Genomic DNA, 24,372 nt, shown 5'->3' with positions numbered 1-24,372 from the left:
GCCCCGGTGCTCTCGTCTTCATTTGTCGCGGTTCACGCCGCTGTGGGCGGACTGTTCCCGCCGATCGGCTGCTGATACGGATCGATCGACATCGGTGGATAGAAGATCGACTTCCGATCCGGGCCGATCTCCACCCGCCACTCCGTGTGGTGCAGTGTCCGATGGTGATGACCGCACAACAAGATCAGATTGTCGAGATCCGTTGGGCCACCATCATTCCAGTGAACAATATGATGAGCATCGCACCACCCCGACGGAGTCCCACACCCCGGAAACGCACACCCACCATCCCGAACCGCCAACGCCCGCCGCTGCGGAACCGTCGCCGTTCTCGCTTCCTTACCGCACTCGAGCGGAACACCATTCTCATCCAACAAAATCCGCGCCACGGTGCAGTCGCACGCCAGCATCCGGGCAGTATCGATACTGATCGGACCCACCCAATCCGTCCACGCAAACCCCAACTCCTCAGTGGACGGCAACAGGTCTTTCAGAACTTTAAGGTCCGTCATGTCTTTCGCGGACGCGGTGACCGTGATGTGCGGTTTCACTCCGCCCTCGATCGGACCCAACCCCGCCCGCTCATACCGGCGAAACAACTCGCAAAACCCGTCCGCACGCCGTAAAGCAGGCGTGCGGGTGTCCTTGACACCGTCCTTCTCCGGCGTCGGAGCAGACAGGCTCGACAACAGCGTGATCAGACGCGCCCCGTTCACAGCATCCAGATCACCCTTCACAGACACACGCCCGTACAAGCCTTTCGAGGCGTAGAACTCGTTACGCTCCGAATCCTCCCCGACCGGAACACCGTCCCCACGCTTGCCGTACTGCTTCTCGATCCGCCGAATCGCCGCCCGCACCGCATCACAATCCGCAATATTCTTCGACGCCAACCCCAACAGAATCCCGCGGGCCTTGTCCACATCCGCCAGGGTCATGTTCTTCGGTGGATGCTGACAAAACGACGCCACCTGACGGGCTTTCAACGCATCCACATCACCCCGGTGAAACGCATCGCCCACAACAGGTTCGAGCATCAACAACCGCGCCAACCCGACCAGCAGACTGCACTCACCGATCTCCAGATTCGTCGAACCATGCAACCACTGCGCGATCGACCGAAAACCCTTCCCCCCGAGAACCTCACGGCCAAACATCTCCACGATCAGCAACACCATCCGCGACTGCAACTCGTGCCGGACACGCACCAGATCAAGAACCTCACCCTTGAGGTCCTCACCATCCAGCTGCCACGCATCCCGACTATCCATACCGAAAGCTTAATCGAACATACTTTCGATAGCCAGAGACAAAACGGACAACTTCAGGAGCGCCCAGAAGTCGAGACTCGTTGAAATACAGCCTTATTCGACTGCCACAAACTGCTACGTCGGCGTGACTATCGCAAAGTTCGGGTCAGGCTCGTCAAGGTGCCCCGCAAGTTCTGCAAGCTTCGCCGGGTCGCCGGCCACCGTGATACTGCCATTCGCAATCTCGGCGCCCAGGTCCGCACCACCGAGCAGGACACCGAGCAGGTCGAGACGACTCAAACTGAACGTCGCATCCACAGACCCGGCATCTGCAGACCCACCTTCCACGTCGAAGTGGATCAGCACTCCGTTGCTCAGTTCCGTTCGGTGCACGATGTTTTCGTCGGTGATGTTCCAATCGATGACGATGTGGGAATTCGCTGCACTCACTCCGTCGACACGGAGCGACACGGCGTCGAACACCTGCTTCACCGACAACGCTGCGGTGATATCAGGAGCTGCAGCAACTGTGGGCGTACCCACCGAACCGTTGCGCAGTTCGTATGCACCGGTGAGGTAGAAGTTTCGCCAGGTGCCGTTCTCTGCGCCGTACCCGAGTTGCTCGAAGGTATCGGCCTGCAGGGTCTTGGCCTCCGCGTTGTCCGGTTCAGCAAAGATGACGTAGTTCACCACATGCGCGACCCACCGAAAGTCTCCGCCCTCGTACGATTCCCGAGCTTTTCGGAGCACCTCTGCCGATCCGCCCATGAACTCCACGTGACGCTTGGCCGATTCGACGGGTGGATGCTCCCACAGGTGCGCTGGGTTGCCGTCGAACCATCCCATGTAGCGCTGGTAGATGGCTTTGACGTTGTGACTGACGGAACCGTAGTACCCGTGTGTGTGCCACGCCTGCGCCAAGGCGGCTGGCAGTTCGATGGATTCGGCGATCTCTAGACCGGTCCACCCCTGATTGATTCGACGAAGTGTCTGATCGTGAAGGTACCCGTAGAGATCGCGCTGCAATGACAGGAACTCGGTGAGCCGTTCGGTCCCCCACGTCGGCCAATGGTGGGATGCAAACACGACATCGGATCGTGAGGCGTAGCGATTGATCGATTCGGTCAGGTACGCCGACCACACATGCGGATCTCGCACCAACGCTCCACGAAGTGTGAGCAGGTTGTGCAGATTATGAGTTGCGTTCTCCGCCATGCACAGTGCGCGAAAGTCCGGGAAGTAGAAGTTCATCTCGGAAGGCGCCTCGGTGCCTGGGGTCATCTGGAACTCGATCCGAACGCCGTCGATCGTCTCTGTATGACCAGTCTTCGAGATCGACACCGTCGGTGAAATCAGCGTCGGTGTACCGGTGGAGGTGGTCTGGCCCAGTCCTGCACCGACACCACCTCGAGGGCCTCGAGGCAATGCCGCCCCGTACATGTATGCCGCGCGTCGAGCCATTGCCGTTCCCGCATAGACGTTTTCCTCGACGGCATGCTCCACGAATCCGGTTGGCGCAAAGATCACGCATCGCCCGGCAGCGACGTCGTCTTCGGTGGTCACCCCTTTGACCCCACCGAAATGGTCGATATGCGAATGCGTGTAGATCACCGCGACAACCGGTCGATCACCACGATGCTCCCGATACAACGCGAGACCGGCGGCCGCGGTTTCCCGAGAAATCAGTGGATCGATGACGATGATCCCACTCTCCCCCTCGATCAGGGTCATATTCGACAGATCGAGGCCGCGTATCTGATAGATCGAATCCGTCACCGCAAATAGTCCTTGCTTGGCCACCAACCTCGATTGACGCCACAAGCTCGGATTGACGGTCGGCGGGCACTCCTCATCCAGGAATGAGTACGAGTCGTTGTCCCACAGCACTTTTCCGTCGGGTCCGGTTACCACGCCGGGATCGAGCGCGCCGATGAACCCGCGCTCGGCATCGGTGAAATCGGTCTTGTCGGAGAACGGCAGGGTCTCGGTGACTCGGGAGTTCGCCGCTTCGATTGCGGCCGATGCTGCGCGTGGGTCGATCATAGATCAGCCTCTCATGCTCAATTGTCCAGTGTGGTAAACCCGTTCAAGGCTTCAAGAACCAGCAGGCACTAGCTCAGCAACTGCGACTTTGCCGCAGCGAACTCCGCGTCGGTCAACACGCCGGACTGATGAAGCTGACCCAGCTCCTGCAGCTTGGAGACCAGATCGTCCGCGCCAGAAGGGGGAACGGACTGCACGGGTGCGACCTGCGGCGGCGGCTGTTGCTGCTGGTACTCCTGCTGGTATTCCTGCTGCTGCTCGCTGGCCTTCCGTTGACTCCGTCTATCCATGGCGTTCGACGTCGCTTTTGCGGTTCCAGCCACTACCGCAGTGCGCGCCACCGTGCCGAGCAACCCCGGCCGCCCTCTGCGTCCACCTCGAAAAACCATGCCGAACTCCTTGGGTAATTGTCGCTACTGAAATGCTGCTTCGACCGCTGCGACGACTACCTCGCGCGGTACCTGAACGTGAAGGACTACATCGCCGCCACCGCCGCGAACCGTCGACGCGAGCTCACGCGCCCACGTCTGCTCGTAGACGATGACTGCGGCGGACGTTCCTGGTTCGAGTGACTCACGGACCACGTCCAGATCCTCGTCACTGATCAATGCCTTGGCTTCGATGGACAGAATCGCCAGTCCGATCTCTGTGAGATCTTCGTCGACGTCGATCTGTGACACCTGTCCGTCGGCGTCCTTGGCGATGTACACGAGGTCGAGCAGGGTGACAAAACCTCGTTCCACCACGTTTTGCAGCGCGGCGACGGCTTCAGGATCCACAGTGGAACCTGGGAATGCCAGCACCACGAGCTCGACCGGTCCGATGTTCATTGCGTCGTTCATCCATCAAGCCTGGTGGCTCGGACGCTTGGGGACCTCACCCGCAGGGGATGAATTACCCGATGCGATCGAGTTATTTGTTGCGACGAATGACTTCGCGAATCGGCCGTACGTGTACGCCTTCTGCCGCGAGGGCTCGCCGGGCTTTGCCTCGGGTCACGAGCACGCCGACGATGCCGAGAATCCAGACCGGATACTGCACCATCCAGGCGACACGGAATCCGTCGAACGTGTACCCACCCATGTGTCCGAGGATCACGCCCATCACTTGAATCACGATGAGGGAAGCGAGGAATCCACCGATGTTGACCATGCCCTGTGCGGTGCCCATCGCCGAACTCGGGTTGGACGTACGCGCGTAGTCGAAGCCGATCACCGAACCCGGCCCACCCACCGAGATGACGACCACCAGGATCGTCAACAACCAGAGCGGAGACGGTTCGCTTCGTGAAAGCACGATCGTCCACATGAGCGCGCTGGCGACCATGATGGTGAGAACCAACCACGATCGACGCATGGGATAGCGACCGGTGAGAATGCCGAGTATCGGACCGGCCACGATTGCCGAGATGACCGACAGCGTCAGCAGCGAGCCGACCGTCGTGGAGTCGAGGCCTTGAGCCGATTTCAGGTACGGCACACCCCACAGCAGCGCGAACGTCGTGATCGAGAACTGAGTCCCCATGTGGCTGAAGAACCCGAGGCGGGTGCCGGGCCGCATCCACACCGTCTTGATCTGTCGCCCGATCTCCTTGGCGCCGGCCGGCACGGCGACCACGTCGGCACCGGGCGGCGCGTCGCGGATGACACTCAACGCCAGTGCAAACGCCAACAGTCCGACAGCGGCAGCGCTGCCGTAGGCAAAAGTCCAGCCCGGTCCGGACAACAGCAACATGAACGGAAGCGCAGACATCACCTGGCCCAGCTGACCGAGGATGCCCGTGAACTGCGAGACCAACGGCACCTGCCGGGGCGGGAACCACTGCGGTACCAACCGCAACACCGAGATGAAGGTGAGTGCATCCCCGGCACCGACGGCAATACGTGCACCGATCGCGACGGGCAGCGATTCGGTGAAGGCGAGAGCCAACTGCGCGGACATCATGATGAACGCACCGACTGCGATCATGATCCGCGAACCGTAGCGGTCGAGGAGAACTCCCGCCGGAATCTGCATACCGGCGTACACAACGATCTGCAGCACGACGAAGCTCGACAGAACGCTGGGCGAGATCGAGAACCGATCAGCAGCAGACAGACCCGAGACACCGAACGAAGTGCGGTGAAGCACGGCGATCACGTAGGCAAAAACACCGACACCCCAGACCAACCACACTTTTTTCATCGGGTCTGTATGTTACTCCTGTCTTTCGCAAGGCTCAGGACATGATTATTCGCGGCCCTGAGAGACCCAATTCAAATCAGCCGAACGGAAGCCTTCGGTAATCGCGGCGAGGGAGTCGAGGCGAGCGACCTGGTCTTCGCTCAGAACGATGTCCAACGCTCCGGCGTTTTCCGTGACTCGTGCAGCGAACCGCGTGCCGGGAATCGAAACGGAAGGCAACCCGTACTGACGGCCCTTGGCATCGAGCCATGCCAGGGAAACCTGTGCAGGCGTCGCGCCGAGCTCCTCACCGACGGCGCGGACCACGTCGAGAACCTTCTGATTAGCAGGGAGCGCGGAGTCCGAGAAGCGTGGGAAGCGTCGGCGCAGGTCGTTGTCACCGAGCGTCTCCGCATCGAACGATCCCGCCAGGAAGCCTCGGCCCACAGGTGAGAAGGGCACGAATCCGACTCCGAGTTCCGCGGCGGTGGGTACTACCTTGTTCTCGACGTCCCGACTCCAGATGCTCCATTCCGACTGGATCGCCGCGATCGGATGCACCCCGTACGCACGACGCAGTTCATCGCCGGTCGCCTCGGACAGGCCGATGTTGCGGACCTTGCCCGCCTTCACCTGCTCTGCGATCGCGCCGACGGTGTCTTCGATCGGAACGTTCGGGTCGACCCGGTGCAAGTAGTAGAGGTCGACATGATCGACGCCGAGTCGTCCCAGAGACTCGTCGAGTGCCTGCGGTACGTAGGCCGGGTCTCCGTTGATCCCGCGCTGACCGTTGGCGATGTTGCCGACCAGACCGAACTTCGTCGCCAACTGCACTTCGTCCCGGCGGTCTTTGAGAAGCTCTCCCACCGCACGCTCGCTCGAGCCCTCGCCGTACACGTTGGCGGTGTCGATGAACGTGATCCCGATGTCCACCGCATGGTGCAATGTGGCAAGCGCCTCGGCCGGATCCACCGGGCCGTAGACAGGGGCGACGGACATCGCGCCGTATCCCTGGGCGCTGACAGTGAGACCTTCGGCCAGAGTGACGGTGGGGACGGTCATGAAAACTCCTCGATTCGACTAAGCGACAACCTCGACAGTCTTCACCGAATCGAAGCCTCACGCACCGATTAACGTCACGCTGATCGGGTTACCCTCGAGTGATGGCATTCGATTGGCTCGAACTCGTGCTCACCGCCCACCGCGAATTCGGTTCACGACTCGCCGCAGTCGAGGACTGGAACGCACCCACGCCCGACTCCGACTGGCACGTCGAACACCTCGTCCGCCACGTCATCGAGGAGCAGCAGTGGGTACCGCCGCTCCTGGCCGGACTGACGGTCGGCGAGGCGACACCGGACATCGTTCCCGTCGGGGACGACCTGTGGACCGAATGGCAGAAGTACTCCGATGCCGCCATCAAAGCGTGGAAATCGACGGACCTCAGTGCCCACGTTCACCTCTCGTACGGCACGGTGAAGGTGGAACCCTATCTGCGCCAGCAGACCTCGGACGTCACGATCCACACCTGGGATCTCGCGCGAGCGGTCGGAGCAGACGAGCGACTCGATCCAGACCTCGTCGAGGCCGTCTGGTCCGACCTCGACGGGCAGCGCGACATGCTCGCCGAGAGCGGCCTGTTCTCCGCTCCCGTCGATCTTCCTGACGATGCGTCGTTGCAGGACAAGCTGATTGCCCTGACCGGCCGCGATCCTCGTTAGACGTTCAGCGTCACGCCCGTCGTGCGGGCGACGCCGTCCCAGCCGCCGGCAGGTGCACCGAGGCCGAGCAGAGCCGCAACCGTCGGCGCGACGTCGATCGTGCGAGCCTGCGTGTCGATCTTCCGTCCACCGTCGAGAGCGGGATGCCCGCCGCTGAGGAAGAACGGGATGGGCAGTGTCACGAAATGGCCGTGGTTGCCGGGAATCGGGTTGGACAGTGGAGTCGGATCACTGAACCGCCAGCCCTGAGCGCAAAACGCAACGACGTCACCGACATTGGTGCCGAGATCGAATTCGGCGGGGAGGTGGCTGGATTCGACGCCGTCCACACCATCCACGATCTGCTGAATCCGGCTGACGGCTTCCGCCCGTTCGCCATCGGGTCCGACGAAGTAGATCAGGTCTGCGCCACCGTTCTGGGCGATTCGAATCTTGCCTGCCAGCAACGGGTCCGCGTTCAGCGGTCGATCGAGTCCGATGAGCCGCGCGGGCTCCGACCAGTCCATGGAGTGGTCGGCCAACACGATCAGAATGCTCCGATTCCAGCGACCCGTGTCATGAAGGAAGTCGACGAAGCGGCGAACCTGGTTGTCGGTGTTCTGAAGTGCGGCCGTGCGAGCGATCCGGATGGACGGACCGGACAGATCCAGGTGCCCAACCCGATCGACGTCACCGAGGTTGGTGAACGAGAGCCGCGGCGAGTTCCCGCCGACGATACGGATCAAGGCGTCGATCGTGAAGTTGTCCGGCGCGTGCTCCGTGCCGGGAACGAGCGGCTGGGGATCCCACACCAGTGAGGCGCGGTCACCGAACAGCCCGTGGAGGTAGTGCTTCGACAGCACACTCGCAGTGGTCAATCCGAGTTCGGTGCGCACCCGATCAAGAACCGTCGATGCCTGCAGGTCGGAAGGCCGATCGAGGTCACGCTTCTTGTCGATGGACGGATCGTAGACGGAGTTTGCAGGCACTCCCGAACGCGCCGGCAGCACTCCCGTCATCATCGCCGTGTGATTCGGCAGCGTCTCCGCGATCGTGATGGCGCTGGCGTCCGGGTAGTGAATACCGCCGGCCGCAAGCCCGGTCAGCGTCGGGGTGAGCTCCGATCGCAGCTCGTCCGGACGCATGCCGTCGACGACGATGACATGCACGTCCAGGTCTGGGATGCCTGCGCTGGTGGGAACGCTCGCGCGAGCGGGCGTTCCGAGCAATGCCGTTCCGGCGACAACACTTCCACCGATCAGAACGCTACGACGCGAAACTTCGATACTCACTGGTCGACTCCTGGTCGGTACGAGGCCTGATCGAGGGCGGCCGAAGTGGGCGAGACTCTACTGCCCGCGCCTGCCGGTAGACGGTAGCTCACGGCGTAGTGCGCATTGCTCTGTGGATTGGTGAGATCGTCGACGTAGTACCAATCCATCTGAGTACCTTCGCGGGCGATTTCGAATACGCCGAAGCCGTGCGAATCCAGTTCGACGTACCGCACATGTCGGTTCACTGCCTTGAATGCTTCTTCTGCCGCAACGGTTACCGTTCGCGGCGGCACTTTCAGCATGTCGTCGATGTTGGGCGACGTCACCGACGGGACGACGAACTCAGCGCCGACAGTCGGCCCGCCTGGGTAATTCGCGGCATTGGTCGGTAGGTCGCAAGCCCACGACGTGTGGATGTCACCGGTGATGAAGACGGTGTTGTCCACACCGTTCGAGGTGATCGCATCGAAAAGCCTGGTGCGGTCGGCGGTGTACCCGTCCCACTGATCCGTGTTGTACGGGACACCGGCCTGCGGCACTCCCACCAGTTCGGTCAACGCCGCGGTGGTCGCCGGTTCCAGCGGCGGGAACACGCAGGGCGTGATCATGACCGGATTGCCGACGATCTTCCACTGCGTCGGGGAGGTGACGATTCCGCTGGTCAACCAATCCATCTGTGCGCGTCCGGTAATGGTGCGTGACGGATCGTCGACCTGCTTCATCGTCGGCTGCTCGTCGCGGTAGGTACGCAGGTCGAGCATCGAGATCTCGGCCAGATTCCCGAAGCGGAACCGTCGATACAGCTGAACGCTCGAACCACTACCCGACGGGCGGACAGGCATCCACTCGAAATATGCCTTGGCCGAGTTCGCCTTTCGATCTGCCCAATCGCCTTCGATACCGGGAGTGTGATTTTCGGCGCCGTCCCGGTACGCGTTGTCGGCCGATTCGTGATCGTCCCACGTAGTGATGAACGGGAGTTTCAGGTGAAGAGCAGCCAGATCCGGGTCGGTCTTGTACTGCGCGTGCCGAATTCGGTAGTCGGCCAGCGAAATGATCTCGTGGGCCGGCTCGTGAAGGCGAACGGATCCGTTCCGCGCGCCGTACTCCCCCTGCCCGTACTCGTAGATGTAGTCACCGAGATGAATGATCGCGTCGAGGTCTTCGCGGAATGCGAGGTGGCGATAAGCACCGAAATATCCTGCTTCCCAGTTGGAGCAGGACACGACGCCGAAGCGGAGACGATCGAGATCTGCCGAGTTCGACGGAGCCGTGCGGGTGCGTCCCACCGGAGAAACAGCCGAACCCGCAGTGAATCGGTACCAGTACGTCGTCGACGAATCGAGTCCGGTGACGTCGACCTTCGCGGTGTGATCGGATTCTGCCGAAGCAGCAACACTTCCCGACGCCACAACGCTCGCGAACCCCTCATCGGTCGCGACCTGCCAGTTGAGCGTCACCGCCGCCCCGACGCCCGAACCTGGCGTTGCGTCTGCCGTTGGGGTGATGCGGGTCCAGATGATCACGGCATCCGGCAACGGGTCACCGGATGCCACGCCGTGCGCGAATCCCGGGCTGCCACCCGGAACCTCGGCACCGGCGTGGCTCGCCGAAGCGACACCGAGACCTACTGCGCCGGCGAGAGCCGCCGATCCCTGCAGTAGGCCACGTCTGGATATTCGATCGAAGGCATTCGTGTGCACGCTAGGAGTGAACCCGCACCTGAACGGCCGTTCAAGAGAGCTTCGGGATGTTCACCCAGGCTTCGCCTGCGATTCTCTGAAAGTTTGACCGAGTCGATCCCGATCACAACCGGTAGTCGAGGGCCGAGCCTCGAACCACACCGACCTTGACTCCGATGTAACCGCCGAGTGCACCCCCGGCCGCGATCAGGATCCAGAACGCCGGCGGAATCAGAGCCTCGGACCCGTCGATCTCGGAGAACGCGGAATAGCCGGCGATCAACGCACCGAACAGCACAGGCAGTATCAGCAGTGCGGCAAAGAAAGTCACCCACACCGATACGAAGCGACCCTTCCACCGGGCAATCTCGTGCAGAACCGTCAGAACAACCAGGAAGACACCACTACCGGTCAAGACGGCCGCCAGAACTGCAAACCCGAAAGCTGAAATCAGTTCCGACTCCACCTGAATCCCCCTGTACGTCAATCACCTGCACACTCAGCCCCGACTGCGATGCGACGAGTCTATTCACGACGGACGACGTCTGTTGGCAACTCGAGTCGCTCGTCTGCCGGAAAGACATCCTGCTGACGCCTATGCTTGGAAAATGACCGAACCCGACATCAAGCCCAGAAGTCGTGACGTCACCGACGGACTCGAAAAGACCGCAGCGCGCGGCATGTTGCGTGCAGTAGGAATGGGTGACGACGACTGGGTCAAGTCGCAGATCGGCGTCGCCTCGTCCTGGAACGAGATCACACCGTGCAACCTGTCCCTCGATCGCCTGGCCAAGGCCGTCAAGGAAGGTGTCCGGGAGGCCGGTGGATTCCCCCTCGAATTCGGCACCATCTCCGTTTCCGACGGCATTTCGATGGGTCACGAGGGCATGCACTTCTCCCTCGTCTCCCGTGAAGTGATCGCGGACAGCGTCGAGACCGTCATGCAGGCCGAGCGCCTCGACGGATCGGTTCTTCTCGCCGGCTGCGACAAGTCGTTGCCCGGCATGATGATGGCGGCGGCCCGCCTCGACCTCGCCAGCGTGTTCCTCTACGCCGGTTCCACCCTCCCCGGCGTCGCCAAACTTTCCGACGGCAGCGAGCGGGAAGTCACCGTCATCGACGCGTTCGAGGCTGTGGGCGCCTGCTCGCGCGGACTGATGAGCCGCGCCGACGTCGACACCATCGAACGGGCGATCTGCCCGGGCGAAGGCGCGTGCGGCGGCATGTACACCGCAAACACGATGGCCAGCGCCGCCGAGGCCATGGGAATGTCGCTGCCCGGCAGCGCTTCACCGCCCGCGCCGGACCGTCGCCGCGACGGATTCGCCCGCGAGAGCGGCAAAGCCGTTGTCGAACTCCTTCGTCGGGGCATCACCGCCAGGGACATCCTCACCAAGGAAGCGTTCGAGAACGCCATCGCGGTGGTCATGGCGTTCGGCGGATCCACCAATGCGGTGCTCCATCTCCTCGCGATCGCGCACGAAGCGTACGTTCCGCTGACGCTCGACGATTTCGCTCGCGTCGGCGCGAAGGTCCCGCACCTCGCCGACGTCAAGCCCTTCGGAAAGCACGTCATGACGGACGTCGACCGTATCGGCGGCGTCCCCGTCATCATGAAGGCATTGCTCGACGCGGGACTCATGCACGGAGATTGTCTGACCGTCACCGGCAAGACCGTGGCGGAGAATCTGGCGCACATCACCCCGCCCGATCCGGACGGCAAGGTCCTGCGGGCGATGAACAAGCCCATTCACCCGACCGGAGGCATCACGATCCTGAAGGGGTCACTTGCGCCCGGCGGCGCGGTGGTCAAGTCGGCAGGATTCGAGTCTGATGTATTCGTCGGCACTGCACGGGTTTTCGAACGTGAACGCGCCGCAATGGACGCGCTAGAAGACGGGACCATCACTGGTGGCGACGTCGTCGTCATCCGCTACGAGGGCCCGAAGGGTGGTCCCGGAATGCGTGAGATGCTGGCCATCACGGGCGCGATCAAGGGTGCGGGTCTCGGCAAGGACGTCCTGCTGCTGACGGACGGACGATTCTCGGGCGGCACCACCGGCCTGTGTGTCGGACACGTTGCGCCCGAGGCCGTCGACGGCGGTCCCATCGCGTTCGTTCGCGACGGCGACCAGATCCGGCTCGACGTGGGTACCGGACAACTCGAATTGTTGGTCGACGACTCCGAATTGGAAGTCCGCAAGAAGGACTGGGAGCCGTTGCCGCCTCGCTACACACGTGGTGTGTTGGCCAAGTACTCCAAGCTCGTGGGATCAGCCTCGGGTGGAGCAGTGTGCGGCTGATCCCAGCTCGCAGCTAGATGGGCCGGTACCCGGCGCCGACGCCTCCGTGGGCATTGATCGTGTCCACGATGGAGGTCATGTTGGTGCCGAGTTCCGGCCCCAGGCACGGTACCCAGAGGTAGGCGTTGACCATCGCGACCAGCGTCGTGCCGACCGTGACCGGGGCCCCCGAATCACCGTGGTCGACGCAGATCTGAGTCCAGGTGGATGCGTCGGCGCTCAGGTCTCCCCAGACGACGCCGCAGGTGGTGCCCGTCGTACGACCTTCCTTGCAGGCTGTAGCCGGGAAGCTGGCCGGAGCGCCGATCGAGGTGATGGTTGCCGCGCCCACCGTTCGAACTGGTGTGACCTTGCCCGGATCGAACTGGATGACCCCGTAGTCCAGGTCCGGGTTCGACTCGACGAACGTGCCGACCACGCCTGCGTCCTCGTTGCTTTCCGGGATCACGAACGATCCAGGACCACCGCAGTGACCTGCGGTGATACCCACGAGTCTGCCGCCGTTGTCGTGCCCGATAGTGGTCAACGTGCAGACCAGCTGATTGTCGATGATGATGCCCGAACCACCACCCATGGGCGTGGGTGCAGCAACCGCGTTGCTGCTGACGATGAACCCGAGTCCGAGTGCCAAGACCAACGCTGCCAGAGCCGAAACAATTCGCTGCAACATCACAATCTCTCCGCCGGTAATCTCCCCGCTGCAAAAAACGCATACCCCGGAAAGTGCGGACCTACGCAGCGTTTCTAGTCGGTAGCTCCGAGCGCTTCGAGCATCTTGCGTGCCTCCTCGAGCTGACGACTCAACTCGTCGACTCGCGCTGCAGCCATGTCCCGTGCAGCGACGATGATGGACTCGACAGCCTCGATGGCGGTGGGCTCACCCAACTCGCGGACAGCTCGCTCGACCGCATCGGGTGCGACCGGAACTGCTTTGCCCGGACGCTTGGCGCCCTGTGTGACCGTCACGCTCCAGTCGTTGTCCGCGCCCGCATGGATGGTGACGCTGATTCCGGCCGGCAGTTTCTTCGCACGCTTGACGGCCGGACGAGGTGTCGCGGCAGGGGCAGCAGTGGTAGTCGGTACCGGAGCGGGTGCAGGCTGCGCACGCGGCTTCGGTCGAACAGGCTCTACGAGTGGCTCCATCAGGGGCTCGGACTCCACACCTGGTTTGGGCCGTGGCGCCGGTCTGGCCGGCGCCGCGGAGACGCGGTTGATGCGCAATTCTTCTGCCTCGAAAGGCAATTCGTCGTTCACGCCCTTGGGGCGGATCATCACGGTGTTGCCGTCCACCGACACGACTTTCGCCGAGGTACCGGCTTCGATCCCCAGGCTGGGAGTCGCCTCGCGCAGATAGACGGTGGCGCGCTTGCCTTCGGCGACAGCCGTGGCGAGCGCTGCCAGATTGTCCGCAGTGAGGTGATCCGGCGTTGATGCGGCAGCGCCGGAACGTCTACGGGGTGGCATGCGCAGGTCCTTTCAGAAGTATCTCGTGCATTTCAGTATCGACAGTGCTTTTCTCGGGGCAACTCTTGCACAAGCCACCGACGTGTTGACTCTCACCGCCCGCCTGGGCGCGAGGATCCGTAGCCGGTTCGGCCAATTCAGTACTGTTCTCGGGGCACCGCGTGGAAGATGGTGGACAGAAATTCGTTGCGGCAAGAAGGAGCACGGTGAGCAGTTCGGAGTCAGAGTGGATCGACGAGGTCACCGAACCCGCCCCTGCTGAATCTAACGCTGCTGAATCTCACGCTGCTGAGCCGATCGACGTCGATGCTCATCTGCTCAGCCGGATTCAAGCCGACATCGAGGAGTCCCTCCTCGGCGGACCGCGCTGCTTCACACAGTCGCAGATCGCGGATTTCGCCGGGGTGACACGCGAGCGCGCCGATCGTCTGTGGGTGGCGATGGGCTTTGCCGTCGACGAGGATCCCGACGCGGTCATGTTCACGCAGCAAGACGCCGACGCCCTCAAGACCATCACCGACATGGTCAATCGAGGAGTCATCTCGCAGAACAGTGAGGTGGCAGCTGCCCGTTCTCTCGGACAGTCGATGTCGAGGTTGGCGGAGTGGCAGGTATCGCTGATCAGCACACACATCATCGATCAGCTTGCGGACTCGGTGGATCACGAACCCGACGCCATCAGAAATGTCGTCCTGAGCCTCGGCGCCGAGATCATTCCCGCTGTCGAATCTCTGCAGACGTACGTATGGAAGCGTCACGTCGCGTCGTCGACGGGCCGCAACGTGGGAAACCCGGGCGAAGAAGTCGCGAGTCGTGTTCTGGTCGTGGGTTTCGCCGACATCGTCGGGTACACCTCGCTGACTCGCGGACTCGACTCCGCCGAACTCAACGATCTGCTCGAGCGGTTCGAGTCCGCGTCCACCGAAATCATCGGACGCAACTACGGCTGGGTGGTCAAGACCGTCGGTGACGAGGTCATGTTTGCCGCCGAGAGTCCTCATCACGCCGCCGAGATCGCCTTGCAGATCCAGCAGGCGGTCCTCGCCGATCACGACGATCCACAGCTTCGGGTAGGTCTGGCCATGGGTCCGACGTTGGTTCGCTTCGGAGATCTCTACGGTTCGGTGGTCAACAAGGCCGCGCGCCTGACCAGCTCCGCTCGCCCAGGCACCGTGCTGATCGACTCCGAGCTGGCCACCCAGCTCGGCTCGGACGCCAATTTCAAACTGCGACACCTTCGTCCACGACGAGTGCGCGGCATCGACCGCCTCGAGCAGTACGTGCTACGACGCAATCTGGAGCCGTGAGCTGTCAGTTCGACACTCCGCGTGCAGCCAGAAAATCGTCCACGATCTGCTCACACGCGGCCTCCCCGAGAGGCGTCAGCGTGGCCAGCTTGGTGAGCACCAAAGGTCCGACCAACTGAGCAAGTGCGACGTCGTAGTCGTACTCCCCCAACGCTTCGATCGCATCCGGCGAGCGCAGGATCCGATCGAACGCGTGACGGTACTGCTCGAAGACCGTCTGGCGCAACGATCGCAATTCGGGCTTGTCCGTCGACAGCGCGTCGACGCTCGAGTAGCCCTTCAGCTCCGGCCCCAAGCCGAGCCAGCACATCGCCGTCACCTGGATCGGTGCGCTTTCGATGGCCTTGGCCTGACTGGTCAACAACTCGAGCAATTGCGCGCGGAGGTCACCTTCCCCGGACATCTCGGGCACCGGCGGTAAGAGGCGAGCAAATGCCGCGGCGAGTAACTCCGTGCCGCTGTCGAAATGCCGATACAGCGTCGCACGTGCGACGTTGGCCAATTTGGTGACAGCATCGATCGTCACCGCGTCCACGCCGCCTTCTGCCAGCAGCTTGGTCGCCGCGTCGAGCAACCTGGACCTGGAACGCTGTTTACGCGGATCCTCGTCGCTGACCTGCTTGTCGATTTCCTGCTTGTCGATTCCCGCCGTCACAACCTCAGTTATACCCACTTGGGGGTTGTGGAACTACTGTTCTTGTAACGATACTGATGGTCTTGTTTCTATCGGGAGGTTTCGTGAGTAGCGATACGACGCTCGAACAGTCCACGTGGACCATCCGACAGATCTGGATGCTGACGGTCGCGTGCTGCGCCGTCGCGCTGGTCGTCGCAGCGATGGCAGCTCTCAACACGGCCCTTCCCGACTTGGCCCGCGATACCGGTGCAACACAGAGCCAGCTCACGTGGATCGTGGACGGGTACACGCTCACGCTGGCTTGTCTCTTGTTGCCGGCGGGCGCACTCGGCGATCGATACGGTCGACGAGAACTGCTCATGTTCGGACTACTCGTTTTTGCTGCCGGCTCGTCGATTCCGGTCTTCGCGGACGAACCGTCGTGGATCATCGTCTCCCGCGTGATCTCCGGCGTCGGCGCCGCATTTGTCATGCCGGCGACGCTGTCTCTACTCACTGCAGGTTTCCCGCCGGCGCAGCGTGCCCGTGCCGTCGGAGTCTGGTCCGGCGTCGCAGGGTCCGGTGCAATCGCCGGACTCGTCGTCTCCGGGCTACTCCTCGAAAAATGGTCCTGGCATTCGATTTTCGTCAGCCTGGCCGTCGTCTCGGTCCTCATCCTCGTGGTGTCGTTCACGATCGTGACGTCGAAGGACACGGAGGCAACTCCACTCGATCTACCTGGTACAGCGCTGATCGCCGGCTCGATCGGACTGTTCGTCCTGGGGATGATCGAGGCGCCGGCCCGTGGTTGGCTCGATCCGGTAGTTCTCGCGTTGCTGGTCGGCGGAATTGCCATGGCCGCGGTATTCAGCTGGGTCGAATTACGTACTCGCCATCCACTTCTGGACGTGAGACTGTTCGCCAATCGCGCATTCGGCAGCGGCGCAGCGTCACTGACCCTGCAATTCCTGGCGACTTTCGGCTTGTTCTTCCTGATCGTGCAGTATCTCCAACTGGTGCTCGACTACTCCCCACTGCAATCGGCGCTCGCCCTCATGCCGATCGCTGTGCCGGTGATGGCGTTGTCCGTGGTTGCGCCCCTACTGATTCCGCGTATCGGCCTTCGCGCTCTCACCGCCACCGGTGTTGCCTTCCTCGGAACCGGAATTGCGCTTTTGACGCGCTTGGACGCCAGTTCGACCTATGCCGAAGTCTGTGTCCCCTTGGTAGTAGCCGCTATCGGATTGGGCTTGTCGACAACCCCCGCCACTGCTGCGATCGTCTCCAACGCACCAGACTCCAAACAGGGTGTTGCCTCAGCAGTCAACGACGCAACCCGTGAGATCGGCTCTGCCATCGGCGTTGCACTGGCGGGAAGTATCCTCGCCGCCGGCTATGGCAATCACGTCCAGCCCGCGGTCGACTTGCTGCCCGAACCCGCCAAGGAACCGGTATCCGGTTCTCTGGCCGCCGCTCTCCATGTCGCCGAAGCAGCCGGGCCGCAGGGTGCCCAGTTGGCCGAATTCGCCCGTGAAGCCTTCATCAAAGGCATGGATCAAGGAGCACTCACGCTCGCCGCGATCATGTGGGTATCCGCGATCGTTCTGGGATTCTGGGCTCCGGGTCGTCAGCGAGACTGACCGCCTCGTCGGTATGCCGGGGCCTTGGTCGTCTGCTCCGATTGCAGAGTCTGCAGTAAGGGCATCGACCGGAGCGGCACCACAACCGAGAGAACCATGACGCTGGTCGACCGGGTGGCTATCCCCGACCGATTCAGTTCGAGCAGCGTCGCTTGCAAATCCTCGTGCGACGCAGCGGCAATCCGGCACAGCACGTCGCCGGAGCCTGTGGTGGCAAAGGCTTCGAGCACACCGGGGATTGCCTCGAGTTCCGCGGTGACGGTGTCGAGCGCCCCCTGGGCGATCTGCAAAGTCACGAATGCTTGTACTCCGAAACCCGCTGCAGCCAAATTGATGTGTGGCGCGTATCCGGCGATGACGCCCGCATCTTCCATCCTTTTCAATCTCGCCTGCACTGTCGCCCGCGCCACCTTGACCTGACGCGAAAGCTCCAACGCACCGGCCCTCGGGTGCTTGTTCATCGCGTCCAACAGAGCCAGATCCACTGCGTCGAGATTCACGTCTGCTCCACTCGTCGTTCAACTATGCAAATTGCCTACAAAACAGTGCCACCATCTTCGCATTCCGGCGCTGTGTCTACTTTCAACTACCTCCGTTGACTACCCAACCTCTGAAGGACTTATCTGTTTGTACTGGCAGTGCCGAACATAACTCGAGCACCGCGCTGTGTACATCGCACTCAGAGGGGACTCATCATGACCGTCGAACAGACTCTCACCGACGACGAACAGCTGGCCGGCCTGGATCTGGAGCAATTGCGCCAGTTGGTCGGCTTGGTCGAGTACGACAGCGATCACGATCCCTTCCCCGTGAGCGGTTGGGACGGCCTCGAATGGATCGTCGGAAATGCCACGCAGACTTCACATTTCTTCCAGTCCGCGTTCGGCATGGAATTGGTGGCCTATTCAGGCCCGTCGACGGGAAACCGCGACCACCACGCGTTTGTACTCAAGAGTGGGGCGGTGCGGTTTGTCGTCAAGGGCGCTGTGGATCCGGCAAGTCCGCTGATCGAACATCACAGCCGTCACGGCGACGGTATCCGCGACATCGCGCTCAGCGTCCCTGACGTGGACAAGTGCATCGCACACGCCATCACCCAAGGCGCGACGGTGTTGAGCGAACCGCACGACATCACCGACGAGCACGGCACCGTTCGCCTGGCCAGCATCGCGACGTACGGCGAGACTCGGCACACCCTCGTCGACCGTTCCCGCTACACCGGCCCTTACCTTCCCGGATACGTTGAACGGACGTCGTCGTACCGCAAGCGTGACGGCGCGCCCAAGCGAATCTTCCAGGCCCTCGACCACGTCGTCGGCAATGTCGAACTCGGCAAGATGGACCAGTGGGTCGACTTCTACAACCGGGTCATGGGATTCACCAACATGGCCGAGTTCGTGGGCGGCGACATAGCCACCGACTACTCCGCGCTGATGAGCAAGGTCGTCTCGAGCGGCAATCACCGAGTCAAGTTCCCACTCAACGAACCTGCCATCGCGAAGAAGCGGTCACAGATCGACGAGTACCTCGAGTTCTACCAAGGTCCCGGCGCTCAGCATCTCGCACTTGCGACCAACGACATCCTCGGAGCAGTCGACGCTCTGGTCGACGAAGGAATCGAGTTTCTCTCTACTCCTGCTTCGTATTACGAGGATCCCGAACTGCGCGCGCGTATCGGAGAGGTTCGAGTTCCGATCGAGGAATTGCAGAAGCGAGGCATCCTCGTCGACCGCGACGAAGACGGCTATCTTCTTCAGATCTTCACCAAGCCGATCGGAGATCGTCCCACCGTGTTCTTCGAGATCATCGAACGCCACGGCTCACTGGGATTCGGGCTGGGAAACTTCAAAGCCCTGTTCGAAGCGATCGAGCGTGAGCAGGCCGCGCGGGGCAACTTCTAAGGTAGGTCAGCTGTTTTCGGTCCACGCCCAGACCACCGCGGGTCGCCCGGTGGCACTGACCCGGACTCGTTCGTCCGTACGTTCCAGCCCTGGCAACGCTTTGAGCGTCCGGTTCAAGTTGCCCGGGTCCGGACGCACACCGGAAAGCTCCTCCGCCACGGCCAGCGCGTACGACGCCGGAAACGACGGACCCAGTAATGCCCGCGTGAATGCCTGATCTCGCCACAACAGGGTGTCAGCAAGGATCGGGCGGGTATCGGCGACTATCCGATTGTGGTCGAACGCAAGGTCCCCCGGGTTGTCCCAGCTCACCCATTCGGCCGAACCCGGCACCTCGTCCGACGAGATCACTGCCCACATGGTCACCGAGAGCGTCGGACCGCGGGGGTCTCGATTGGGTTCGTCGAACACGGTCAATTGACCGCTGACGAGGATCTTCTCGTCGGGAATTCCGAGCTTGGTGGTCACGGCTCGCCTGGCGGCGTCCTGCAACCGCTCACCGGCGCCCAGCAGTACACCGGGCAGCGCCAACTGCCCGGTGTACGGCTCCGCTTGCCGCGGAGTGACGGCAAATCGCAACATCCCGGGTTCCGGATTGCCGAACCGGAGCGCGATGACATCGATCGAGACAAGTGACTGGTCCACACCGTCCATCATGCAGGCACTGGGCATCGCACCTGACGATCGACCCGGTCGGCACCGTTCGCGGTCAGCACTACCGGCGCACCCATTTCCTCGCTCAGATACCGGGCGAAATCCTCCGGGTCGGCCGGAAGTTCCTTCGGCACGACCCCTACGGCTTTCAGGGAATCTGTCAGCGCCTGCTGGTGATCGAGATCCTTCCACTCTCCGGCGGGAACGAACGGCAATCCTTCGTACGCGTGCACCCCGTGGATCGGGATGCCTGCAGCCCGCGCGCGATCCATCGCATCGAGATGAGTAAGCGCTAAGCCGTCGACGCCACCACTCACCTCGATTGCGTAGTGCAACAACAACTCGTCGAGGTGGCCCGTCCGGAATCCGCCTTGATACTCACCCGTCCCGTTGTGCAGCTCGGGCAACACCTTCGCCAGCTCCGGATCCTCCGTCGGGAACGGCCCAGCTCCGTGTCGTGTCATGTAGGTGCGGGTGACGCCGAGTACGTAACTGTCCCGGCCCAACTCGTCGATCATCGCTCGCGCGTTGGACGGCTCGACCGTCGACCACGTGGTGTGCGGGTGAAACCCCCGCCACTCGTCGAGAAGGACACCTTGTGCCCCCTCGAACACCAGACGACCACCGGCACCCAACGCGCCCAGCGCATCCGGGTCGGAGATGTCCACGACGGCACCGAATTCGGCGTACATGTCGACCATGTCGTCGATCGGCGGAAAACCGTGGCGACTCTCCGCGATCAACGGTCCGTAGAATGTGGCCAACGCCGACAACTTACGACGCAAGGACTCCGGTCGCCGGCAGTCTCCCACCGTCGGCGCATCGGCAACTTCGAGCGCATACGCCGCGGTCTCGCCGATCCCCTTGCCACACGAGCCGTGTCGGTTATCGCCGCGAGCATCCTCACGGGCCCTGTTGGCGGCCACGTGGATCGGCGTCGTCAACAATGCGCGCGCGTCGATCCGTATCAGGTCGAACGGATTTCGAACTCCGAGCGCTTCCAGTGCACGTGCTTCCCGTGCGAGCACGATGGGTTCGACCAACACGAATCTCGAGAGAAACGTCGGGACGCCGGACAGCGTTCCCGAGCCGAACTGCGAAAACGTGTGGTGGCGCTCGCCGACCGTCACGTTGTGCGCTGCCTGTGCCCCACCGTTGAAGCGGACCACTGCGGCCACATTCAGATCGGCTCGATCGGAGCAAAGCCAATCGACGGTTGCTCCCTTCCCTGCATCTCCGAACCCGAGGTCTACGACGACGATATCGCGGTCTTCGAACGGCTCCATCATGTTCTCCTTCTAGGCGAAATCGACATCGTCCGTGCCGGTTCCGAGATCGCGCGGCAAACCGGCCACCGTCGCGGTGCTGCGCCCTGGAATCAGGGCGAGAGCCTTGCCGACAGTCTCGGCTTCAGCTCTTGAACCGATGTCGCGGAGATCCGCCAGTCCGTCACGCAGGTCGATGCGGTCCTCGCCGATTCCGACCGTCAGCGCGATCAGTTCGCACACCGCGGCGGGATCGTCGAGTTTGACGAAGCGTTCACCGAGCAACGTCTTCCAGTGATCCGCGATTTCCGGATCGTTGAAGTACGACGACTGATCGGGCAGAACGAAGTAGACGTTCCATCTTTCTTCGAGTTCACGGTAGATCGACGGCACCGACACGTCCTGACGTACCTTGTCCCCGATCACCGAACGGATGTGACGAGCCGAGAGCCGCGGCTTGTTCAGCTCGTCACCGATGATGAAGAGGTAGCCTTTCCTTCCGCGCTTCTCCCAGGCATCCGTACTGGTGTGACGTGCCATGAAATATGCTGCCAATTCATAGCTTTCCGACTTCTGACCACCACCGTTACCCTCGAGGAAGATGGTCCGAAGCTGCTCGTCCATCGCGTTTCCCGACTCGAACTGGCCGACTTGTAGTGGCACCTGATCGGAATCGGCGTCGCCGATACCACCGAACAGAATCTGCGGATCATCCGCATATCCCTTGCGTTGCAGCAGTCCGTGCAGCTTTCCGAGCTTGTCCTGCATGATTCGAGGAACAGCGCCCATCGAGCCGGTGACATCGAAAAGCACTGCTATCGGGAGAGAATCGGGGTGCCCGTCCGAGTCTCGGCATTCACGCTTGTCGACGCCGAAGGGGTCGAGGGTCGGGTCCGCTTTCCAACTGCTTCGCGGACGCGACCGAAGCGAATCGGTGTAACCGAAATCGTCGACACCGCGTGCGGCACGAAAAGTCTTGCCCGCCAAATAGGTGTTGTCGTCCCAGTATCCGTAGCCCATGACAATCACTGTCCTTTCGTGGATGGAACGGCGAACGGACGAAATGTCCGCTGGCCATAGAGAAGATCGAGGAGTTCGTCGAACTCGCCAAGTAGGTCGACCGCGTCGGGACGCAATCTCGGGTTGTCCTGCATGCAGCCGTCGGCAAACGCCTTCATCCGTTCGTGGGTCTGCTCGCCCAGCATTCGGAGCATCAAATGATGAGCCATGTACACGTCCCAGGCCGGAGACGCTCCTTCGCCGAGTTCCGGTGGGTACGAATCACGATCGGAACCGATCGTCGCCACCGGGCGGCTGCCCGTACGGGTGGCAAAGGACCAGCCGACCAGCACCACCCCGTGCCGATCAGGCTCGATCAGCACGTTCTCCGCGGTAATCGCGGTGTGCACCCAACCAGTCGCATGCGCTGCTGCCAGAGCACGAAGTAGCCGTCGGTGCATCCACGCCCAGTCCCGTGGATCGAGGCCACCTGGATACGCCTCACGGACCTCGGCGAGACTCACGAAACCTTCGGTCAGATCGTCCAACACATCGATCTGACGTCTCGTGCCGCTGCCCACATGGGTGATTTGATCGATCAATCGCGGGAAGTACGAGACTGCCCAACCGGCTTCGCACGAATTCTCGATGTCCGTCAACACGTTCCGTTCAGCCTCGATCATCGAGTTCGCCCGAGGGTTTCGCGGAATCTTCAGTACGACACCGGCATCGGACCGGTACAGGTTAGCGACCGAGCCGCGCGCTACCAGTCCACCCAACGCGTACTCGCCCCGCTCGCCGACATAAACGGGTCGAGAATCTGCCGGCTCGAACTCCGCTGCCCAACTGCGGTAAAGCTCGTTCAACCGAGATGTTGCGGCCGAGTATCGCACCCGATCTTCGGGCTTCGCCCGGTCCGGATGAATGGCGGAGGCGAGCCGATGAAAACGACGCTTCGCAGCGCGACGGGTGTCGAGATCGCTGGAGTCTCCCCCGAACACATCGGCCGAAACTCGTGCTGCCTCGACGATTTCAAGTGCCGTGCTGATCGTTTTCATGGTTTTAGTCTAACTGACTAAAACGAAGACGGCAAGAATGCGTATTTCATCCGAGTACATGCGCGTTACGTCCTCACCACCGAGATCCAGTTCGCCTGAAGATAGGTATACCTAACTTCAATTGCTTTCAAGGAGCACTTCATGCAAGACACGGCAACGGCAATCCGCACCCGATTCACCACCTATCGCGCTGTCGTCACAAGGAAACGAGAGATAGGACCTCATTTCGTCCGAGTGACGTTCGGCGAACTCGGCGACTACGACTGCCAAGGCATTGCTCCGAAGGTGAAGATCTTTCTGCCCGATGACGCCGACGAGGCCGCAGCCGCCCGAGAACTAACGATTCCGACCGTCGGAGCTCGCGGTTTCGAGTACGCCGACGACGCACCCAAGCCGATAGTGCGGACGTACACGATCCGCGCGCATCGCCCGGAGCTGTGCGAGGTCGACATCGATTTCGTCGTCCACAGCGACGGGCCGGCCGGCAGGTGGGTCACGAACACCGTTCCCGGCGACGTCGTCGGACTGACCAATGCCGGAGGGAACCAACCACTCCCAGAGCTGGCGCATTCTCTGGTGTTGCTCGGCGACGCTTCCGCTCTCCCCGCAATTATGACGATCTTGGAATCTCTGACCGCCGATCAAGAGGCGATCGCGCTTCTGACTGCCGATACCGCGGACGATGAAATTCCACTGGAGTCCGCCGCAGACGGGCGCGCCCGGTGGATCCGCGGCTCTGACGAGGACTCGATGATCGAGGAACTCCGTCAAGCGTTGTCGGCACATCAGCCCGACTACGTCTGGGCGGCAGGAGAGGCTGGTGCCCTCCGTGGAGTCCGGCACCTGCTCCGCCGGGACATTGGCTACTCCCCGATGAACTCGCATATCGTTGGGTACTGGAAACGCAAAGCCGACGCCGACGAGGTGGCCGACGACGTGTTCGCCCGCATGCATGCGGCGGTCGCCGACGGACGGAACCTGACGCCTCAGGAACTCGACGAACTGACAGTCGACGATGTGGAGTACCTACCGACGAAGCCGTGAAGCGTGAGG

The 24,372-nt window shown here is 62.0% G+C and carries 23 protein-coding genes; 6 read left to right on the top strand and 17 right to left on the bottom strand.

All coding sequences use genetic code 11. The annotated features are described in order from the left end of the window. Positions 1–32: 32 nt before the first annotated feature. The 6 genes from EEB12_RS20240 to EEB12_RS20215 form a co-directional block, all read right to left on the bottom strand. A complete protein-coding gene (locus EEB12_RS20240) occupies positions 33–1,271 on the bottom strand; it encodes an HNH endonuclease signature motif containing protein (protein ID WP_141488388.1) in 1,239 nt (412 codons plus the stop codon). A 114-nt stretch (positions 1,272–1,385) separates the two neighbouring features. Further along, on the bottom strand, positions 1,386–3,293 hold the full coding sequence (locus EEB12_RS20235; protein WP_141488387.1) for an alkyl/aryl-sulfatase: 1,908 nt from the start codon (positions 3,291–3,293) through the stop codon (positions 1,386–1,388). A gap of 68 nt (positions 3,294–3,361) precedes the next feature. Next, positions 3,362–3,682 (bottom strand): SHOCT domain-containing protein, encoded by a 321-nt coding sequence (locus EEB12_RS20230; RefSeq protein ID WP_019745273.1) that lies wholly within the window; start codon positions 3,680–3,682, stop codon positions 3,362–3,364. A 24-nt stretch (positions 3,683–3,706) separates the two neighbouring features. Then, the gene (locus tag EEB12_RS20225; protein ID WP_019745274.1) at positions 3,707–4,135 is read right to left on the bottom strand and encodes a DUF6325 family protein; all 429 of its coding nucleotides are present in this window, start codon (positions 4,133–4,135) and stop codon (positions 3,707–3,709) included. Between the two features lie 70 nt (positions 4,136–4,205). Then, positions 4,206–5,477 carry an MFS transporter gene (locus EEB12_RS20220; protein WP_007732605.1) on the bottom strand — a complete coding sequence of 424 codons (1,272 nt, stop codon included), beginning with the start codon at positions 5,475–5,477 and terminating at the stop codon, positions 4,206–4,208. Between the two features lie 45 nt (positions 5,478–5,522). Next, entirely contained in the window at positions 5,523–6,518 is a 996-nt protein-coding gene (locus tag EEB12_RS20215) for an aldo/keto reductase (RefSeq protein ID WP_020909117.1), read from the bottom strand. A 101-nt stretch (positions 6,519–6,619) separates the two neighbouring features. On the opposite strand from EEB12_RS20215, the gene EEB12_RS20210 reads away from it, so the two are divergent. After that, positions 6,620–7,177: a TIGR03086 family metal-binding protein gene (locus EEB12_RS20210; RefSeq protein WP_020970773.1), complete on the top strand. Its 558-nt coding sequence runs from the start codon at positions 6,620–6,622 to the stop codon at positions 7,175–7,177. Here the strand turns inward: EEB12_RS20210 and EEB12_RS20205 are convergent. The 3 genes from EEB12_RS20205 to EEB12_RS20195 form a co-directional block, all read right to left on the bottom strand. After that, positions 7,174–8,448, bottom strand: a complete 1,275-nt coding sequence (locus EEB12_RS20205) for an alkaline phosphatase family protein (protein ID WP_141488386.1) — start codon at positions 8,446–8,448, stop codon at positions 7,174–7,176. The two genes, EEB12_RS20210 and EEB12_RS20205, sit on opposite strands and share 4 nt — an antisense overlap. Further along, entirely contained in the window at positions 8,445–10,133 is a 1,689-nt protein-coding gene (locus EEB12_RS20200; RefSeq protein WP_020970775.1) for an alkaline phosphatase D family protein, read from the bottom strand. Before EEB12_RS20200 ends, EEB12_RS20205 begins: the two co-directional genes overlap by 4 nt. 103 nt (positions 10,134–10,236) lie before the next feature. After that, entirely contained in the window at positions 10,237–10,578 is a 342-nt protein-coding gene (locus EEB12_RS20195; RefSeq protein ID WP_019745280.1) for a hypothetical protein, read from the bottom strand. Positions 10,579–10,720: 142 nt separating this feature from the next. Here EEB12_RS20195 and ilvD point away from each other — a divergent pair, with 142 nt between their 5' ends. Beyond that, on the top strand, positions 10,721–12,415 hold the full coding sequence (gene ilvD, locus EEB12_RS20190; RefSeq protein WP_141488385.1) for a dihydroxy-acid dehydratase: 1,695 nt from the start codon (positions 10,721–10,723) through the stop codon (positions 12,413–12,415). Positions 12,416–12,428: 13 nt separating this feature from the next. Here the strand turns inward: ilvD and EEB12_RS20185 are convergent, their stop codons facing one another. Both EEB12_RS20185 and EEB12_RS20180 read right to left on the bottom strand, forming a co-directional pair. Beyond that, positions 12,429–13,085: a S1 family peptidase gene (locus EEB12_RS20185; RefSeq protein ID WP_007732621.1), complete on the bottom strand. Its 657-nt coding sequence runs from the start codon at positions 13,083–13,085 to the stop codon at positions 12,429–12,431. A gap of 74 nt (positions 13,086–13,159) precedes the next feature. Continuing rightward, complete coding sequence (locus EEB12_RS20180; RefSeq protein WP_141488384.1) at positions 13,160–13,879, bottom strand: DUF6319 family protein; 720 nt, start codon at positions 13,877–13,879, stop codon at positions 13,160–13,162. A gap of 206 nt (positions 13,880–14,085) precedes the next feature. On the opposite strand from EEB12_RS20180, the gene EEB12_RS20175 reads away from it, so the two are divergent. Next, a complete protein-coding gene (locus EEB12_RS20175) occupies positions 14,086–15,186 on the top strand; it encodes an adenylate/guanylate cyclase domain-containing protein (RefSeq protein ID WP_020970778.1) in 1,101 nt (366 codons plus the stop codon). A 4-nt stretch (positions 15,187–15,190) separates the two neighbouring features. Here EEB12_RS20175 and EEB12_RS20170 read toward each other — a convergent pair whose 3' ends face one another. After that, complete coding sequence (locus tag EEB12_RS20170; RefSeq protein ID WP_020970779.1) at positions 15,191–15,841, bottom strand: TetR/AcrR family transcriptional regulator; 651 nt, start codon at positions 15,839–15,841, stop codon at positions 15,191–15,193. Between the two features lie 56 nt (positions 15,842–15,897). Here EEB12_RS20170 and EEB12_RS20165 point away from each other — a divergent pair, with 56 nt between their 5' ends. Further along, positions 15,898–17,442, top strand: a complete 1,545-nt coding sequence (locus EEB12_RS20165; protein WP_019745285.1) for an MFS transporter — start codon at positions 15,898–15,900, stop codon at positions 17,440–17,442. Here the strand turns inward: EEB12_RS20165 and EEB12_RS20160 are convergent. Next, a complete protein-coding gene (locus tag EEB12_RS20160; RefSeq protein WP_003939810.1) occupies positions 17,430–17,942 on the bottom strand; it encodes an Lrp/AsnC family transcriptional regulator in 513 nt (170 codons plus the stop codon). The genes EEB12_RS20165 and EEB12_RS20160 overlap by 13 nt on opposite strands. A gap of 195 nt (positions 17,943–18,137) precedes the next feature. On the opposite strand from EEB12_RS20160, the gene hppD reads away from it, so the two are divergent. Beyond that, the gene (gene hppD / locus EEB12_RS20155) at positions 18,138–19,343 is read left to right on the top strand and encodes a 4-hydroxyphenylpyruvate dioxygenase (RefSeq protein WP_019745286.1); all 1,206 of its coding nucleotides are present in this window, start codon (positions 18,138–18,140) and stop codon (positions 19,341–19,343) included. A 6-nt stretch (positions 19,344–19,349) separates the two neighbouring features. Here hppD and EEB12_RS20150 read toward each other — a convergent pair whose 3' ends face one another. Genes EEB12_RS20150 through EEB12_RS20135 form a run of 4 tightly spaced genes read right to left on the bottom strand, consistent with a single transcriptional unit; the run spans position 19,350 to position 23,319 of the window. Next, positions 19,350–20,000, bottom strand: coding sequence for an NUDIX domain-containing protein (locus tag EEB12_RS20150; protein ID WP_020909123.1), 651 nt, complete (start codon positions 19,998–20,000; stop codon positions 19,350–19,352). Next, entirely contained in the window at positions 19,997–21,286 is a 1,290-nt protein-coding gene (locus EEB12_RS20145) for an adenylosuccinate synthetase (RefSeq protein WP_410055711.1), read from the bottom strand. Before EEB12_RS20145 ends, EEB12_RS20150 begins: the two co-directional genes overlap by 4 nt. A 9-nt stretch (positions 21,287–21,295) precedes the next feature. After that, positions 21,296–22,282, bottom strand: coding sequence for a hypothetical protein (locus tag EEB12_RS20140; RefSeq protein ID WP_020970783.1), 987 nt, complete (start codon positions 22,280–22,282; stop codon positions 21,296–21,298). A gap of 5 nt (positions 22,283–22,287) precedes the next feature. Further along, positions 22,288–23,319: a hypothetical protein gene (locus EEB12_RS20135; protein ID WP_141488382.1), complete on the bottom strand. Its 1,032-nt coding sequence runs from the start codon at positions 23,317–23,319 to the stop codon at positions 22,288–22,290. A gap of 141 nt (positions 23,320–23,460) precedes the next feature. On the opposite strand from EEB12_RS20135, the gene EEB12_RS20130 reads away from it, so the two are divergent. After that, the gene (locus EEB12_RS20130; protein ID WP_081051142.1) at positions 23,461–24,363 is read left to right on the top strand and encodes a siderophore-interacting protein; all 903 of its coding nucleotides are present in this window, start codon (positions 23,461–23,463) and stop codon (positions 24,361–24,363) included. Positions 24,364–24,372: the final 9 nt, after the last annotated feature.

This window comes from Rhodococcus sp. WS1 (genome assembly GCF_003797745.1).
GTDB lineage: Bacteria > Actinomycetota > Actinomycetes > Mycobacteriales > Mycobacteriaceae > Rhodococcus_F > Rhodococcus_F erythropolis.
The sequence above is the reverse complement of the archived record's forward strand: the minus strand, read 5'-3'. Positions and strand labels throughout refer to the sequence as shown.